Source organism: Mesorhizobium sp. M7A.F.Ca.CA.001.08.2.1, from assembly GCF_003998455.1.
Lineage (GTDB): Bacteria > Pseudomonadota > Alphaproteobacteria > Rhizobiales > Rhizobiaceae > Mesorhizobium > Mesorhizobium ciceri.
Genome location: NZ_RZPW01000008.1, coordinates 12,698 through 28,407 on the forward strand (window position 1 = coordinate 12,698; position 15,710 = coordinate 28,407).

The following is a 15,710-nucleotide window of genomic DNA, read 5'->3' on the forward strand; positions in this document are numbered from 1 at the left end:
TTCACTCGGCCGTTGAGACAAGCGGATGGAACCAGGTATCGCCGGTCCAGCCATTCTCGTCATAATCGGCCATGCAGGTGTCGACCAGCTCTTCCATCGCCTTCAGCCGCCCGCCGCGCTCGGCGCCTTTCAGCACCTGCAGCCGTACCTCTTCCGGCGCACCGGCATAGTTGAGCTCATAGAGCGCGTGGCGGCCGCCGAACTCGGTGCCGGTCGCATCCCACAACAGCTTCATGATCTTGATGCGTTCGATGTGGCCCATATCGTTGGAGCCGCGCACATATTGCGACAGATATTTGTCGATCTCGGGGTTGTTGAAGTCGCGCACCGACGACGGCAGGTAGATCAGCCCCGAGGCGATCACCCGGCGCACGGTGTCGATGACGCGCGGATAGGCTTCCGACATGAAGGTGCGGTAGGCAAGCGCGGCTTCCAGGTTGGGCAGGACGGCGCCATTCGCCCATGGGATCGGGTTGTAGGCCATGGCGTTGGAAAAGCTCCAGAACATGTGCCTGAGCGCAATGACCTCGCCCAGTGCCGCCTGGTTGCCGCGGAAAGCATCGCCGCCGGTGGCGCGCAGCGCCTTGGCCAGCAGGCCGGCGAGAAAGTCGAGCTTGACGGCGAAACGCGTGCAGCCCTGGAAGCAGTAGCCATGCATGAAGCCGGAGGCCGGATGGAAGGACAGGATTTTTTGCGCATCGCGCAGCACCAGCACGTCCTCCCAGGGGATGAAGACATTGTCGAGCACCAGGATCGCGTCGTTCTCGTCGAAGCGCGACGACAGCGGATAGTCGAAGGGTGCCGCCACCGTGTTGGCCGTCTGCTCGTAGGAGACGCGGCAGAACATCTTTATCCCCGGCGCATTCATCGGCACGATGAACATCACCGACAGCGACGGATCCTCGGTCACCGTCGCCGACCCTTGCGCCAGGAAATTGTAGTGCGTCAGCGCCGAGGACGTCGCCACCACCTTGGCGCCGGACACGTAGATGCCGGCGTCCGTCTCCCTGGTGATGTGGACGAAGACATCCTTCACCTGTTCGGCCGGCTTGTGGCGGTCGATCGGCGGGTTGACGATGGCGTGGTTCATGAACAACGCGGCTTCCTGCGCGCGTTTGTGCCAGGACAGGGCATTGTCCTTGAACGGCCCGTACCAGTCGGCATTGGCGCCGAGCGTGTTCATCAGCGCCGCCTTGTAGTCGGGCGTGCGGCCCATCCAGCCATAGGACATGCGCGACCACTCCGCGATCGCCGCCTGCTGGGCAACAAGCTCGGCGGAAGACTTGGCAACGCGGAAATATTTGTGGGTGTAGCCGCCCGAGCCGGTGTCGGTTGGTGACGTCAGCGCGTCCCGCCGCTTTGGATCATGCAGGGCGTCGTAGAGGCGCGCCAGCGACCGCGCCGAATTGCGCATCGCCGGATGCGTGGTGACGTCGGCAATGCGTTCGCCGTTGATATAGACCTCGCGGCCATCGCGCAGGCTCTCCAGATACTCGGCCCCGGTGAACGGGCGTGCCTTATCAGTGCGGAAGTCTTCTGATCGCATGATGGTCCTCCTCTTAAGCCGTAACCCTAGCGCCCTGGACATCGATCGGTTATGGACGGAACGGCAAAACCGATTGGACTTTTTCCGGCGTCATGAGCCAGAGATCCATCCCCGACTTCTTCGTCTATGGCGAGCCGGTGCGGCCGCTCGATGTCGGTTTTCTGCATGTCGAGACGGTGCTTGCGCGCGGCAATATCCATCTTGGTGAGGTCGCCGCGCACAAGCACCCGCAGATGGGTCAGATCACCTTCTGGACCAGCGGCTCCGGTACCGATCCTGGGACTTTTCGGCGCCTGCCGTGAGTTTCGTGCCGAGCACTATCGTGCACGGCTTCTCGATCGGCCCCGGCACCGACGCCATCGTCGTCTCGGTCGCCGACGGCGCGCTTGCGGCCATCGCGGCTCACAGCCTGCTGCCGCTGGACCGGCCGGTCTTTGCCGACGGCATGCCGCAGCACGCAGCGTGGGCCAGATTGGCGGCGGTGCTGGAGATGATCGCCGCCGAATACGCCGAGGCGCAAGCCGGCAAAGACAGGGTCCTGCAGGCGCTGATCGCCGTCGCGCTCTCCCACATCGCGCGCCTCAGTCCCGAGACAAAGGATGCCACGGCGTCTTCTGATGCCTCACTGGCGTTGGGGCTGCGCCGGCTCGCCGATGCGCATTTCCGCGACAACTGGCCTGTTGATCGCTACGTCGAGGCGCTGGCCACGACGCCGCATCTTCTCGACAAGGCCAGCCGCGCGGTGCTGGGCAGCGGCGTCAAACGCGTCGTCAGTGAGCGACGGCTGCTGGAGGCCAAGCGGCTGCTGTTGTTCACCGTACGCACGGTCGAGGACATCGCCTACGAGATCGGCTTCGACGATCCGGCGTATTTTTCACGATTCTTTCGCGCGCGGGTCGGCGAAGCGCCCGCGTCCTGGCGGCGGAAACAGTTGCAGGGTCATTGATGGGTGACCATGGATGCGGACCTTGGCGCGCCGTTCCGGCGCGAGCCCGCTTCCGCCAGGGCGTTGGCTTCCCGACCGGCCATGATGCAGCCACAGCCACTTTTTCGTGAAGCTGAACGGGTTGATCCGCTCGCCTGTCTGCCTAGGTAGAAAGGAGCGGCGGGCGCCACGCAAAATCTGACAATCGGGCAAATCTGACAGTCGGCATGATATTTTCCTGCATTCGAAAGCTTGGCCTCGCTGCTCTCTGTGTCGGCATCCAGTCTTCCTGCGTCGTTCCTGACGATACGTCGCGTATCGCCAAGATTGATCCAACGGCGGCGGCTGCCCGCAAGGAGATGGTCGGCCTCAGCGAAGCCGATGTTCGAATGTGCGCCGGGTTTCCGACCGCCACCGCCGACGCCGGCCAATCGGGCCAGATCTGGACCTACAAGCGCATCGTCCAGCGCGGCAATCTCAGCATTGTGGTTCCGACGTTGGCGGTCGGCGCGATCCCGGCGGTCGGCGGCTCCGTCAATGTCGCTCCCGGCGGCTATTGCGATACGCAAATTCGCATGGTCGATGGCCGTGTCGCCGAAGTTGCCTATGCCGGCGACAACAATTTGCCGAACAGGCGCGACGCGCTTTGTGTCAGCACGGTGGACGCTTGTGTGACCTATGCTCGCCAACACGGCCAGAGGCCGGCGGCCAAATAGCCGGCGGCAGCGAAACGGCGATGGCAGGTCATGCAAATGTCGTTGAGGGCTTGACTGACCCGCCGGACCGAATACGCTAGCGCAAAATACCGGCTCTGATCGCCGGGCGGCAAAAATGCCTCGTATGCCTCGCCCTTCCGGCGCAGGCTGCGAGGCATTGTCATTTCTGGGGTCCTGTTTGAAACGGCGCATCGAGATCGGCATCCTGTATTCCCGCTCGGGGAGCTATCAGCTCGTCTCCGATGCGTGCCGCATCGGTGCCATGCGTGCCATAGCCGACATCAACGCCGATCGCAGCTCAGGCATCGAACTGGTGCCGGTGGAGCGCGATCCGCAAAGCAATGCGGACCGCTACGCAACGCTTTGCGAAGATATCTTCAAGACCAGCAGCGCACGCCATGTCATCGGCTGCGTCACCTCCTGGAGCCGCAAGGAAACCATTCCGGTCTTGGAGAAAGCCGGCGGCATGCTCTGGTACGCCTGCCCCTATGAGGGCTTCGAAGCCAATGAGCATGTCGTCTACATGCACGCCTGCCCCAACCAGCATCTGGTGCCGCTGATGGCGCATGTCGTGCCGCGTTTCGGCGCCAACGGCTTCCTGCTCGGCTCGAACTACATCTGGGGCTGGGAGATGAATCGCGTCGCGCGCGACCTGATCGCGGATGCCGGCGGCAAGGTGCTGGGCGAACGCTACCTGCGCATCGGCGAGACCGACGTGTCGCGGCTGATCGCGGAGATCCGTGCCACGCGGCCGAACTTCATCCTCAACAATTTGATCGGCACCTCGTCCTACGCCTTCCTCGCGGCCTATCGCGACCTGGGTCACGAGGATGCCGCCTTCAGTCCCGAGACTTGCCCCGTCATCTCCTGCAACCTGACCGAAGGTGAGCTGCCGGCGATCGGTGAATCCGGCAAGGGACATCTGTCGGTCGGGCCGTATTTCGCGCCGCGCCCGGCTGCCTTTGCCTCATCCTTCGAGGCCTCCGCCTATGCCTCGGTGCAGGTGATGGCCGACGTGCTCTCCAGCAATCCCGACGCCGGTCCGGCGGAATTCTCCAAAGCCTTCGCCGAACGCCGCTTCTCCACCCGGCTCGGTCCGATCGCCATCGACGCCCACTCGCAGCACGCGACACTGCCGGTGATCATCGGGCGCATCGCGGACGGCTTCTTCGAGGTCGTCAGCCGCGAAGACGAAGTCGCGCCGGATCCGTATCTGTCGCGCTACGACCCGGCAAAAACATTCGGCCGCCCGCGCCTGAGGGTGGTGTCGTGACCAGAGCCCCACGCATCCCCAATCTCGGCGGCGCCAGGGCGTTTATCCTGCATCGCCCACATCCGACGGTGCAGGCGATCACCAGGCAATTGTCGGCCATCGGGCTGATCACGCTGGATTGCTGGCCGGAACTGCCGCCCGAGGCGCTGGCCGCCGATTTCGTCTTCTTCGACGCCGATCTCGGCTTTGACGAGCAGTTTCCGTGGAAGCCGGGCGAGGCACCGATGCCGCTGGTGGCGCTGATCGGTTCCGAGGCGCCGGGCCGCATCGAATGGGCGCTGTCGCATAAGGCCGATGCGCAGCTGCTGAAGCCGGTCGGCAATGCCGGCGTCTACAGCGCGCTGCTGATCGCGCGCCAGAGTTTCGAGGCGCGAAAACACCTGGCCAGCGAGATCGCCTCGCTTCGCCAGCGCGTTGCCGAGCGCCAGACCATCGTGCGCGCGGTGACAGCACTGGCGAAAGGCAGCGATGACGGCCGCGCCTATGCGCAGCTGCGCTCGCTGGCGATGAGCTGGCAGATCAGCGTCGAGGATGCCGCGCGGCGGATCGTGGCCATGACAAGTGAAGAAGCAACAGGGGAAGAAGGCGGCGATGACCAGTCCCATCGCGCCTGATCTCACCGCGCCAGGGCGCATGCCGGTCAAGCCGCGCGCCGGCGTCTGGCGCCGGCTGGTCAGGCGCCGTCTGGCTCTGCTCGGGCTGGTCATCGTCGCCATCGTCGTTGCCGGCGCCGTGCTGGCGCCATGGCTGACTGGCTATGATCCCAACGAGCAGATGTTCGACGGCCTGACCATCGAGGGCTCGCCCTTGCCGCCGGATGCAAAATTCTGGCTGGGCACCGACTTGCTCGGCCGCGACCTCCTGACCCGCATCCTCTACGGCGCCCGCACCTCGCTGATCATCGGCATCGTCGCCAATGGCGTGGCGCTGTTCATTGGCACGCTGGTCGGTGTTGTCGCCGGCTATTTCCGTGGCTGGATCGGCAGCGCACTGATGCGTTTCACCGATTTGATGATGGCGTTTCCGGCACTGCTGCTCGCCATTTGCCTGGCCGCGGTGTTCGAGCCCAGCCTGTGGATCGTCGCCATGGTCATCGCTTTGGTCAACTGGGTGCAGACCGCCCGCGTCATCTACACCGAGACCTCATCGCTGGCGGAGCGTGAGTTCATCGATGCCGAACGCACCATCGGCGCGAGCGCGCCGCGCATCCTGTTTCGCCACATCCTGCCGCATCTCTTACCGACCATCATCGTCTGGGGCACGCTCGGCATCTCGACCACCGTGCTGCTCGAGGCGACGCTCTCTTTCCTCGGCATCGGCGTCCAGCCGCCCACGGCGTCCTGGGGCAACATCATCTTCGAGAACCAGACCTATTTCCAGGCCGCACCCTGGCTGGTGTTCTTCCCCGGTGCCGCGATCCTGGCGCTGGCGCTGGCTTTCAACCTGATCGGCGATGCGCTGCGCGACATTCTCGATCCGACGCAGAGGGGCCGGGCATGATCGCCTATCTCGGCCGCCGCCTCATCCAGTCGCTGCTGATCCTGCTCGGCGTCTCGCTGATCACCTTCGCGCTGCTCTATCTCCTGCCGGCCGATCCGGTGCGCCAGATCGCCGGCCGCAGCGCCACGCCGCAGACGGTCGAGAACATCCGCCAGCAGCTCGGCCTCGACCAGCCGTTCGTCGTCCAGTACTGGCGCTATCTCACGAAGCTCGTCAGCGGCGATCTCGGCCGCTCCTACATCCAGCGCTCCGAAGTCACCGAGCTGATCGTTTCGCGGCTGCCGGCCAGCCTGTTGCTGATGGTCGGCGCCATCCTGTGCGAGCTGTTGCTCGGCCTGAGCATGGGCCTGATCGCCGCCGTCAAGCGCGGCACCGCCACTGACCAGACGTTGATGGTCGCCTCCTTCGTCGGCGTCTCGGCGCCGCAATTCGTCGTCGGTCTGCTGCTGCTCTACGTCTTTGCCGTGCGGCTCAGCTGGTTCCCGATCGGCGGCTACGGCACCTGGCGTCATCTGGTGCTGCCGTCGCTGACCATGGGAATCCTCGGCGCCGGCTGGTACGCGCGCATGATGCGCTCGTCGATGATCGACGTGCTGCGCCAGGATTACGTGCGCACCGCCCGCGCCAAAGGCCTGGCGCGGCGAGCTATCCTGTTCCGCCATGCGCTGCCCAACGCCATCCTGCCGGTGATCGCCATGATCGGCATCGACATAGGCATCTTCATGGGCGGCATCGTCGTCGTCGAAAGCGTGTTCGGCTGGCCCGGCATCGGCCAGCTCGCCTGGCAGGCCATCCAACGCGTCGACATCCCGATCATCATGGGTGTGACGCTGGTGTCGGCCTTCGCCATCGTGCTGGGCAATCTGCTGGCCGACATCATCGCGCCCTTCATCGACCCCCGCATCAAGCTCAGATGAAATGAAAACCAGACAGAGAAAGGGAACATAAAAATGAAAAATTTTCTCGCATCCACGGTAGCGGCATCGGCGCTGGCGCTGATGCTCGGCATGACGAGCGTTCGCGCCGAGGACGCCGTCGATCCGAACGCCAAGCAGGGCGGCGCCATCACCATCACCTACAAGGACGACGTCGCCACGCTCGATCCGGCGATCGGCTATGACTGGCAGAACTGGTCGATGATCAAGAGCCTGTTCGACGGGTTGATGGATTACGAGCCGGGTACCACCAATCTGAAGCCCGACCTCGCCGAAAGCTACGAGATTTCGCCCGACGGCAAGACCTTCACCTTCAAGCTGCGCCATGGTGTGAAATTCCACAATGGTCGCGAGATGACGGCCGACGACGTGAAATATTCGCTCGACCGCGTCACCAATCCGAAGACGCAGAGCCCCGGCGCCGGCTTCTTCGGCTCGATCAAGGGCTATGACGATGTCGCCGCCGGCAAGGCCGAGAGCCTCTCCGGCGTCACTGTCGTCGACCCTTACACGGTCAAGTTCGAACTGACCCGCCCCGACGCCACCTTCCTGCATGTGATGGCCATCAACTTCGCCCATGTCGTGCCGAAGGAAGAGGTCGAGAAATACGGCGCCGATTTCGGCAAGCATCCGGTCGGCACCGGCGCCTTCAAGCTCGCCGAGTGGACGCTCGGCCAGCGCATCGTCTTCGAGCGCAATGCGGACTACTGGCACAAGGGCCTGCCGCATCTGGACAAGATCACCTTCGAGATCGGCCAGGAGCCGATCGTGGCGCTGCTGCGCCTGCAGAAGGGCGAGATCGACGTCCCCGGCGACGGCATTCCGCCAGCAAAATTCCAGGAGGTGATGGCCGATCCCGAGCAGAAGGCACGCGTCGTCGAAGGCGGCCAGCTGCACACCGGCTATGTCACCATGAACACCACCATGGCGCCGTTCGACAATGTTAAGGTGCGCCAGGCAGTCAACATGGCGATCAACAAGGCGCGCGTCATCCAGATCATCAACGGCCGCGCCGTGCCGGCCAACCAGCCGCTGCCGCCGTCGATGCCGGGCTACGACAAGGAATACAAGGGCTATCCCTATGACGTCGCCAAGGCCAAGGCGCTGCTCGCAGAGGCTGGCCACCCCGACGGCTTCGAGACACAGCTGTTTGCCATGAACACCGATCCCAACCCGCGCATCGCCCAGGCGATCCAGCAGGATCTGGCGGCGATCGGCATCAAGGCAAGCATCCAGTCGCTGGCGCAGGCAAACGTGATTGCCGCCGGCGGCGACAAGGCCGGCGCACCGATGATCTGGTCCGGCGGCATGGCCTGGATCGCCGACTTCCCGGATCCGTCGAACTTCTACGGCCCGATCCTCGGCTGCGCCGGTGCGGTGCCAGGCGGCTGGAACTGGTCGTGGTATTGCAACAAGGATCTCGACGCCAAGGCGGCCGAGGCCGACTCGGTGGTCGACCCGGCTAAATCAGGCGAACGCGACAAGATGTGGAGCGCCATCTACGACAAGGTGATGGAAGACGCGCCCTGGGCGCCGGTCTTCAACGAGCAGCGCTTCACCATGAAATCGGCGCGCATGGGCGGCGCCGACAACCTCTATGTCGACCCGGTTCATATCCCGATCAACTACGACAATGTGTACGTAAAAGATGTGCAATAACTGCGACTACACCATCCACGGGCGCCAACATCATTTCGGCTGGGACAATTCGTTTGCCCCGGCCGAGCGGGTGGCGCCCGGCTCGACGATCGAGTTCCAGTGCCTCGATTCCTCCGGCGGCCAGTTGCAGGCCGGCAGCACGGTCGCCGACGTCGCCAAGCTCGACTTCGCCACCGTCAATCCGGTGACCGGGCCGATCTTCGTCGAGGGCGCCGAGCCGGGTGACGCGCTGAAGGTGACGATCGAGATGTTCAAGCCGTCCGGCTTCGGCTGGACGGCCAACATTCCGGGGTTTGGGCTGCTCGCCGACGACTTCAAGGAGCCGGCGCTGAACATCTGGAAATACGACGCTGCCTCGCTCGAGCCGGCGCTGTTCGGCAAGAATGCGCGTGTGCCGTTGAAACCCTTCGCCGGCACCATAGGCAACGCGCTGGCGGAAAAGGGCCACCACTCGGTGGTGCCGCCAAGGCGCGTCGGCGGCAATCTCGACATCCGCGATCTCGCCGCCGGCACCACGCTCTATCTGCCGGTGGAAGTGGCGGGCGCGCTGTTTTCGGTTGGCGACACCCATGCCGCGCAAGGTGACGGCGAGGTCTGCGGCACGGCGATCGAAAGTCCGATGGACGTCGTGCTCAAGCTCGACCTGGTCAAGGATGCCAGGCTGAAGACGCCGCGCTTCACCACGCCAGGCCCGGTGACGCGCCATCTCGACGCCAAGGGCTATGAGGTGACGACCGGCATCGGTCCGGACCTGATGACCGGCGCCAGGGAAGCGGTTGCGCAGATGGTCGACCTGCTCGCCGGTCGTTATCACATCGACCCAGTCGAGGCCTATATGCTGGCCTCGGTCTGCGGCGATCTCCGCATCAGCGAGATCGTCGACATGCCGAACTGGGTGGTGTCGTTCTACTTTCCGCGCTGCGTGTTTGAATGAGGAGGGGGGTGTGCCGGAGTAAATCCCTCTCCGGGTCACGCGCGCAATGATCGCCGCCAGCGAACCCATACTCGGCATCGCCAACCTCTCCGTCAGCGTGCGCGGCGAGGAGGGCGAGCGCGAGGTCGTCTCCGACCTGTCGCTGACGTTGTCTCGTGGCGAGACGCTGTGCATTGCCGGTGAATCCGGCTCCGGCAAATCGATGACCGCTCTGGCCATCATGCAGCTTCTGCCGCAGCCTGCCGCCAGGATTTCATCCGGCAAGGTCCATCTCGGCGACACAGATCTGACGATTCTGGACGAGCGCCGGATGCGGCGCATTCGCGGCAACCGCATCGCCATGATCTTCCAGGAGCCGATGACCTCACTCAACCCGGTGCTGTCGATCGGCCGGCAGCTCACCGAATCCATCGAGGCGCATACCTCCCTGTCGCAGAGCGAGGCTCGCCAGCGTGCCATCGAGGCGCTGAAGGCGGTGCGCATTTCGGAAGCCGAAAGCCGGCTAAAGCAGTTTCCGCACGAACTGTCCGGCGGCATGCGCCAGCGGGTGATGATCGCCATGGCGCTGGCGCTCGAGCCGGACGTGCTGATCGCCGACGAGCCGACGACGGCGCTCGACGTCACCGTGCAAGGCGAGGTGCTGGAACTTTTGCGCGATCTGCAGCGCCAGCATGGCACCAGCGTCATCCTCATCACTCATGACATGGGCGTCGTCGCCGAAATGGCCGACCGCGTCATCATCATGCGGCATGGCCGCATGGTCGAAGAGGGAAAAACCGCTGACATTTTCGCCAGGCCGCAAGCCGGCTACACGCGCGAGCTGCTGGCCGCCGTGCCGCGCATCGGCAGCGGTATCGGTCGCCAGGAATCCAGGAGTGCCGAGACGGCAACGCCGGCCAATGTCGCTGACGTCAAGGACCTGCATGTCCGTTTCGACCTGCATGGCGGCTTCTTCGGCCGGGTCACTCGTCGCGTCCACGCCGTCGAAGGCGTCAGCTTCTCGATCGCGCCCAACGAGACGCTGGCGCTGGTCGGCGAATCCGGTTGTGGCAAGTCGACCACCGCCAAGGCGCTGGCCGGACTGGTGCCCTACAGCGGCGACATCGCCATTGGCGGCCGCAATCTGTCCGGCCTCGGCCGCGACGAGCGCAAGGCGGTGCGCCGCGACGTGCAGATGATTTTCCAGGACCCCTATGCCTCGTTGGACCCGCGCATGCGTGTCGGCGACCTCGTCGCCGAGCCGCTGCTGATCCACGGTATCGCCTCGAAGGAAGAGCGCAGCGAGCGTGTCGCGGCGCTGTTCGAGCGCGTCGGCCTGTCGCCCGATCAGATGGAACTCTATCCGCATGAATTCTCCGGCGGCCAGCGCCAGCGCGTCTGCATTGCCCGCGCGCTTGCACTGCGGCCGAAGCTGATCATCGCCGACGAAAGCGTCTCGGCGCTCGACGTCTCGGTGCAGGCGCGCGTGCTCGATCTGTTGAAGGAGTTGCAGCGCGAATTCGGCGTCGCCTATCTCTTCATCTCGCATGACATGGCGGTGGTCGAGAACATCTCCGACCGCGTCGCCGTCATGTATCTCGGCCAGATCGTCGAGATGGGCACCCGCGACCAGGTCTTTTCCAACCCGCGCCATCCCTACACCAGGCGCCTGATCGAAGCCGTGCCCGTGCCCGATCCCGCGCAGCGCAGAAGCCGCTTCGCGCGCCTCGACCAGGAAATCCCGAGCGCCACCCGCAGGATCGGCGAGGCGCCGCTGAAACTGGCGCTGAGGGATGTCGGCAACGGCCACCTCGTCGCCGTCGAGGGCTGAGCCGGCACTGCCGCCGGGCGGTTCACATGTTTGTGTCTCTATCTCTCGCCCAAGGCTCGCGTTCCGCCGCCAAACCGTATCGCTTCGAACACTAAATCCCTAACGGCCTCTTGCCCTCTGTCCCTATCTTCCTCATGTTCAATACCATTGCGATGATCGATCGTAGGAGGGTCGGTCGGATTCATCGCTATGGGAGGAAGTCAACCATGAAGGTAAGCCTTTTCGTTTCCGCGGCACTTCTCGCCGCATCCGCGATCCCCGCTTCGGCCGCCGAAATTTCCGACGGCAAGGTCAAGATCGGCATCCTCAACGACCAGTCGGGCGTCTACGCCGACTTCGGCGGCAAGTGGTCGGTCGAGGCGGCCAAGATGGCCGTCGAGGATTTCGGCGGCAAGGTGCAGGGAGCGCCGATAGAAATCATCAGCGCCGACCACCAGAACAAGCCGGATATCGCCTCCAACATCGCCCGGCAGTGGTACGACACCGAGCAAGTCGATGCCATCATGGAACTGACGACCTCTTCGGTAGCGCTCGCCGTCCAGGGGATTTCCAAGGAAAAGAAGAAGATCGACATCGTCACCGGCGCGGCGACCACGGAGCTGACCGGCAAACAGTGCTCGCCCTACGGCTTCCACTGGGCCTATGACACTCACTCGCAGGCGGTGGGTACCGGCGGCTCTCTCGTGCAGCAGGGCGGCGACAGCTGGTTCTTCGTCACCGTCGACTATGCATTCGGCTATTCGCTGAAGGATCAGACCACCAAGTTCGTCGAAAGCCATGGCGGCAAGGTGCTGGGCGAGGTGCGTTATCCCTTGGGATCGACCGATTATTCGTCCTTCCTGCTGCAGGCGCAATCGTCGGGCGCCAAGGTCATCGGCTTGGCCAATGCCGGCCTCGATACCTCCAACTCCATCAAGCAGGCGGCCGAATTCGGCATCGTGCAGGGCGGTCAGCGTCTTGCCGCACTCCTGTTCACGCTGGCCGAGGTGCATGGGCTTGGCCTTCAAGCGGCGCAGGGCGTCGTGTTGACCGAAGGCTATTACTGGGATCGCGACGACAAGAGCCGCGAATTCGGGCAGCGCTTCTTCAAGCGCACCAACCGCATGCCGAACATGATCCAGGCCGCGACCTATTCGGCGGTGACGCAGTATTTGAAGGCGATCGACAAGGCCGGCACGGACGAGACCGAAGCCGTCGCCAAGCAGCTGCATTCGATGCCTGTGGACGACGCGGTGATAACCAACGGCAAGGTGCAGGCGGACGGCAACATGGTCCACGACATGTACCTCTACCAGGTCAAGTCGCCAGCCGAGAGCACCAAGGATTGGGACTACTACAAATATCTCGCCACCATTCCAGGCAACGAGGCCTTCCTCAGCGAGAAGGAAAGCGGCTGTTCGACGGCCGGCCAGTGATAGGCGCGGCCGATGGCGCCGACTGACCTGGACGCGAACGAGCCGCGGGTTGTGCTTTCCGCCCGCGGGTTGCGACGCGACTTTGCCGGCTTCATCGCCGTCAAAAACGTCGATATCGATGTCCGCCATGGCAACATCCATGCCCTGATCGGACCCAACGGCGCCGGCAAGACGACCGTCTTCAACCTGCTCACCAAGTTCCTGGCGCCGACCAGCGGCAGGATCGAGCTGCTTGGCCACGACATCACCCGCACCTCGCCGGCCAGGGTTGCGCGGATGGGGCTGGTGCGCTCGTTCCAGATATCGGCGATTTTTCCGCACCTCAGCGTGCTCGACAATGTCCGCGTCGCGCTGCAGCGGCCGGGAGGGCTCGGCGTTCAGTTCTGGCGCTCGCTCGCGGCGCTCGACCGGCTGACGCCGCGCGCCGAGGAATTGCTGCGCTCGGTTGGTCTCGACGACGCCAGGAACAGGCTCGCCGGCGATCTTTCCTATGGCAGGAAACGCGTGCTGGAGATCGCCACGACGCTCGCGCTCGATCCGAAAGTGCTGCTGCTGGACGAGCCGATGGCCGGCATGGGGCACGAGGACGTGGCCACGGTTTCCAGCCTCATCCGTTCGGTTGCCAGGGATCGCGCCGTGCTGATGGTTGAGCACAATCTGACCGTGGTGGCCGACCTTTGCGACTGGATAACGGTCATGCAGCGCGGCGAGGTGCTGGCCGCTGGCGACTACGCCACCGTTAGCCGCGACGAGCGCGTCAAGATCGCCTATATGGGCACCGCCGATGACTAGTGCCGCACCTCTGCTTGCCGTCACCGGCCTCAACGCCTGGTATGGCGAGGGCCATGCGCTGCACGGTGTCGATCTGGAAGTGTTTGCCGGCGAGACGGTCACGCTGCTCGGCCGCAACGGCGTCGGCAAGACGACGACGCTGCGCGCCATCATGGGGTTGATCCGCAAGCGGACCGGCCGGATCGCCTTCGACGGCAAGGACCTGATGCGGCTGCCGCTGCACCGCACCGCCCATCAAGGCATCGGCTTCGTGCCGGAGGAGCGCGGCATCTTCGCAACGCTGACCGTGGACGAGAATCTGGTTCTGCCGCCGGTCGTCGCGCAGGGCGGCATGAGCGTCGAGGAGATATTCGATCTGTTCCCCAATCTGAAGGAGCGGCGCAACAGTCCCGGCACCAGGCTGTCGGGCGGCGAACAGCAGATGCTGGCGATCGCGCGCATGCTGCGAACCGGCGTGAAGATGCTGCTCCTCGACGAACCGACGGAGGGGCTCGCTCCCGTCATCGTGCAGCGCATCGGCGCGTTGCTGGCGACGTTGAAAAAGCGCGGCATGACGATCCTGCTGGTCGAGCAGAACTTTCGCTTCGCCAGTCGTGTCGCCGACCGTTTCTATCTGATGGAGCACGGCAAGGTGGTGGCGGGGTTTCCGGTCGGCGAACTGCCGGACCGCATGGCGCAGCTCCACGAAGTCCTGGGTGTATGATGGCGCCATGACGATGATCTTCGGAATCCCGGTTCAGGCCTTCCTCGGCCAATTGCTGGTCGGCCTGATCAACGGCTCGTTCTACGCCATGCTGAGCCTGGGCCTGGCTGTCATATTCGGCTTGCTGCGCGTCATCAATTTCGCCCATGGCGCCCAGTATATGTTCGGCGCCTTCGTCGGCTATCTGCTTCTCACCCATCTCGGCATCGGCTATTGGCCCGCTTTGATCCTTGTGCCGCTGATCGTTGGCGTCTTCGGCGTCGTGGTCGAGCGCCTGGCGCTGTCGAGGCTGTACGATCTCGATCCGCTCTACGGGCTGCTCTTCACCTTCGGCCTCGCTCTCGTGCTCGAAGGCATCTTCCGCTATTATTACGGCGTCTCGGGAAACCCTTACGCCGTGCCGCCGCTGCTTGCCGGCGGCACCAATCTCGGCTTCATGTTCCTGCCCAACTATCGCGGCTGGGTCGTGGTCGCCTCGCTGATCGTCTGCTTCGGCACCTGGGCGCTGATCGAGAAGACCAGGCTTGGATCCTATCTGCGCGCGGCAACCGAGAATCCCCGTCTCGTCCAGGCTTTCGGCGTCAACGTGCCGTTGCTGCTGACCCTCACCTACGGCCTTGGCTCCGCGCTGGCCGGGCTTGCCGGCATTCTAGCAGCACCGATCTATCAGGTGAGCCCGCTTATGGGATCGGACCTCATCATCGTCGTCTTCGCGGTGGTGGTGGTCGGCGGCATGGGATCGATCCTCGGTGCGATCGTCACCGGCTACATGCTTGGCCTCGCCGAGGGCCTGACCAAGGTCTTCTACCCCGAGGCCTCCAATCTCGTGGTCTTCGTCATCATGGCCATCGTGCTTCTGGTCCGGCCGGCTGGCCTGTTCGGAAGGGACGCTTGACATGTCGGAAGGGACATCTGACATGACCGAACTGACGCTTCGCGAGGCATCGGCCAAAACCTCGGCACGGCTGGAATGGATGCTGGTCGGGCTCGGCATCCTGGCGCTGCTGGTAGCGCCTTTCCTGATCTATCCGATCTTCCTGATGAAGATGCTGTGTTTCGCGCTGTTTGCCTGCGCGTTCAATCTTCTGCTCGGCTATACCGGGCTCTTATCGTTCGGCCACGCCACCTTCTTCGGCGGCGCCGCCTACTTCACTGCGCATGCCGTCAAGGTCTGGGGCTGGCCGCCGGAAGCCGGCATTCTGCTCGGCATGGCGGGTGCGGCCTTGCTCGGCCTTGTCATGGGCTTTTTCGCAATTCGCCGGCAAGGCATCTATTTCGCCATGATCACGCTGGCGCTGTCGCAGATGTTCTTCTTCTTCTGTGTGCAGTCGCCCTTCACGCAAGGCGAGGACGGCATTCAGGGCGTGCCGCGCGGCATGCTGCTTGGCGTCCTCGACCTGAACGTCTCGCTGAACATGTATTACTTCGTGCTGGCGGTGTTCCTGATCGGCGTCTTCGCCATCTGGCGCATCGTCAAATCGCCGTTCGGCATGATCCTGCGC

Annotated in this window: 14 protein-coding genes and 1 pseudogene; 14 read left to right on the top strand and 1 reads right to left on the bottom strand. The window is 64.0% G+C overall.

Annotated features, from left to right (window positions below):
• Window position 1: 1 nt before the first annotated feature.
• Complete coding sequence (locus EN914_RS01210) at window positions 2–1,546, bottom strand: 4-hydroxyphenylacetate 3-hydroxylase N-terminal domain-containing protein (RefSeq protein WP_024502126.1); 1,545 nt, start codon at window positions 1,544–1,546, stop codon at window positions 2–4.
• A gap of 92 nt (window positions 1,547–1,638) precedes the next feature.
• On the opposite strand from EN914_RS01210, the pseudogene EN914_RS01215 reads away from it, so the two are divergent.
• The 14 genes and pseudogenes from EN914_RS01215 to EN914_RS01280 form a co-directional block, all read left to right on the top strand.
• A pseudogene (locus tag EN914_RS01215) lies at window positions 1,639–2,492 on the top strand (helix-turn-helix domain-containing protein).
• 206 nt (window positions 2,493–2,698) lie between these two features.
• On the top strand, window positions 2,699–3,187 hold the full coding sequence (locus tag EN914_RS01220) for a hypothetical protein (protein ID WP_024502125.1): 489 nt from the start codon (window positions 2,699–2,701) through the stop codon (window positions 3,185–3,187).
• Between the two features lie 178 nt (window positions 3,188–3,365).
• A complete protein-coding gene (locus EN914_RS01225; RefSeq protein WP_024502124.1) occupies window positions 3,366–4,460 on the top strand; it encodes a transporter substrate-binding protein in 1,095 nt (364 codons plus the stop codon).
• On the top strand, window positions 4,457–5,074 hold the full coding sequence (locus EN914_RS01230) for an ANTAR domain-containing response regulator (RefSeq protein ID WP_024502123.1): 618 nt from the start codon (window positions 4,457–4,459) through the stop codon (window positions 5,072–5,074). Before EN914_RS01225 ends, EN914_RS01230 begins: the two co-directional genes overlap by 4 nt.
• Window positions 5,075–5,093: 19 nt before the next feature.
• Window positions 5,094–5,960, top strand: a complete 867-nt coding sequence (locus tag EN914_RS01235) for an ABC transporter permease (RefSeq protein ID WP_128278528.1) — start codon at window positions 5,094–5,096, stop codon at window positions 5,958–5,960.
• Window positions 5,957–6,877 carry an ABC transporter permease gene (locus EN914_RS01240; RefSeq protein ID WP_024502122.1) on the top strand — a complete coding sequence of 307 codons (921 nt, stop codon included), beginning with the start codon at window positions 5,957–5,959 and terminating at the stop codon, window positions 6,875–6,877. Before EN914_RS01235 ends, EN914_RS01240 begins: the two co-directional genes overlap by 4 nt.
• 33 nt (window positions 6,878–6,910) lie before the next feature.
• On the top strand, window positions 6,911–8,554 hold the full coding sequence (locus EN914_RS01245) for an ABC transporter substrate-binding protein (protein ID WP_024502121.1): 1,644 nt from the start codon (window positions 6,911–6,913) through the stop codon (window positions 8,552–8,554).
• On the top strand, window positions 8,544–9,488 hold the full coding sequence (locus EN914_RS01250) for an acetamidase/formamidase family protein (protein ID WP_024502120.1): 945 nt from the start codon (window positions 8,544–8,546) through the stop codon (window positions 9,486–9,488). Before EN914_RS01245 ends, EN914_RS01250 begins: the two co-directional genes overlap by 11 nt.
• Before the next feature lie 46 nt (window positions 9,489–9,534).
• On the top strand, window positions 9,535–11,298 hold the full coding sequence (locus EN914_RS01255; RefSeq protein WP_024502119.1) for an ABC transporter ATP-binding protein: 1,764 nt from the start codon (window positions 9,535–9,537) through the stop codon (window positions 11,296–11,298).
• Between the two features lie 206 nt (window positions 11,299–11,504).
• Window positions 11,505–12,713, top strand: a complete 1,209-nt coding sequence (locus EN914_RS01260; RefSeq protein ID WP_024502118.1) for an ABC transporter substrate-binding protein — start codon at window positions 11,505–11,507, stop codon at window positions 12,711–12,713.
• Between the two features lie 12 nt (window positions 12,714–12,725).
• Window positions 12,726–13,505, top strand: a complete 780-nt coding sequence (locus EN914_RS01265) for an ABC transporter ATP-binding protein (protein ID WP_024502117.1) — start codon at window positions 12,726–12,728, stop codon at window positions 13,503–13,505.
• Window positions 13,498–14,208 carry an ABC transporter ATP-binding protein gene (locus tag EN914_RS01270; protein WP_013528528.1) on the top strand — a complete coding sequence of 237 codons (711 nt, stop codon included), beginning with the start codon at window positions 13,498–13,500 and terminating at the stop codon, window positions 14,206–14,208. Before EN914_RS01265 ends, EN914_RS01270 begins: the two co-directional genes overlap by 8 nt.
• A gap of 7 nt (window positions 14,209–14,215) precedes the next feature.
• Entirely contained in the window at window positions 14,216–15,103 is an 888-nt protein-coding gene (locus tag EN914_RS01275) for a branched-chain amino acid ABC transporter permease (RefSeq protein WP_024502116.1), read from the top strand.
• Between the two features lie 22 nt (window positions 15,104–15,125).
• The coding region (locus tag EN914_RS01280) for a branched-chain amino acid ABC transporter permease (RefSeq protein WP_164778638.1) at window positions 15,126–15,710 on the top strand (585 nt) is incomplete at its 3' end.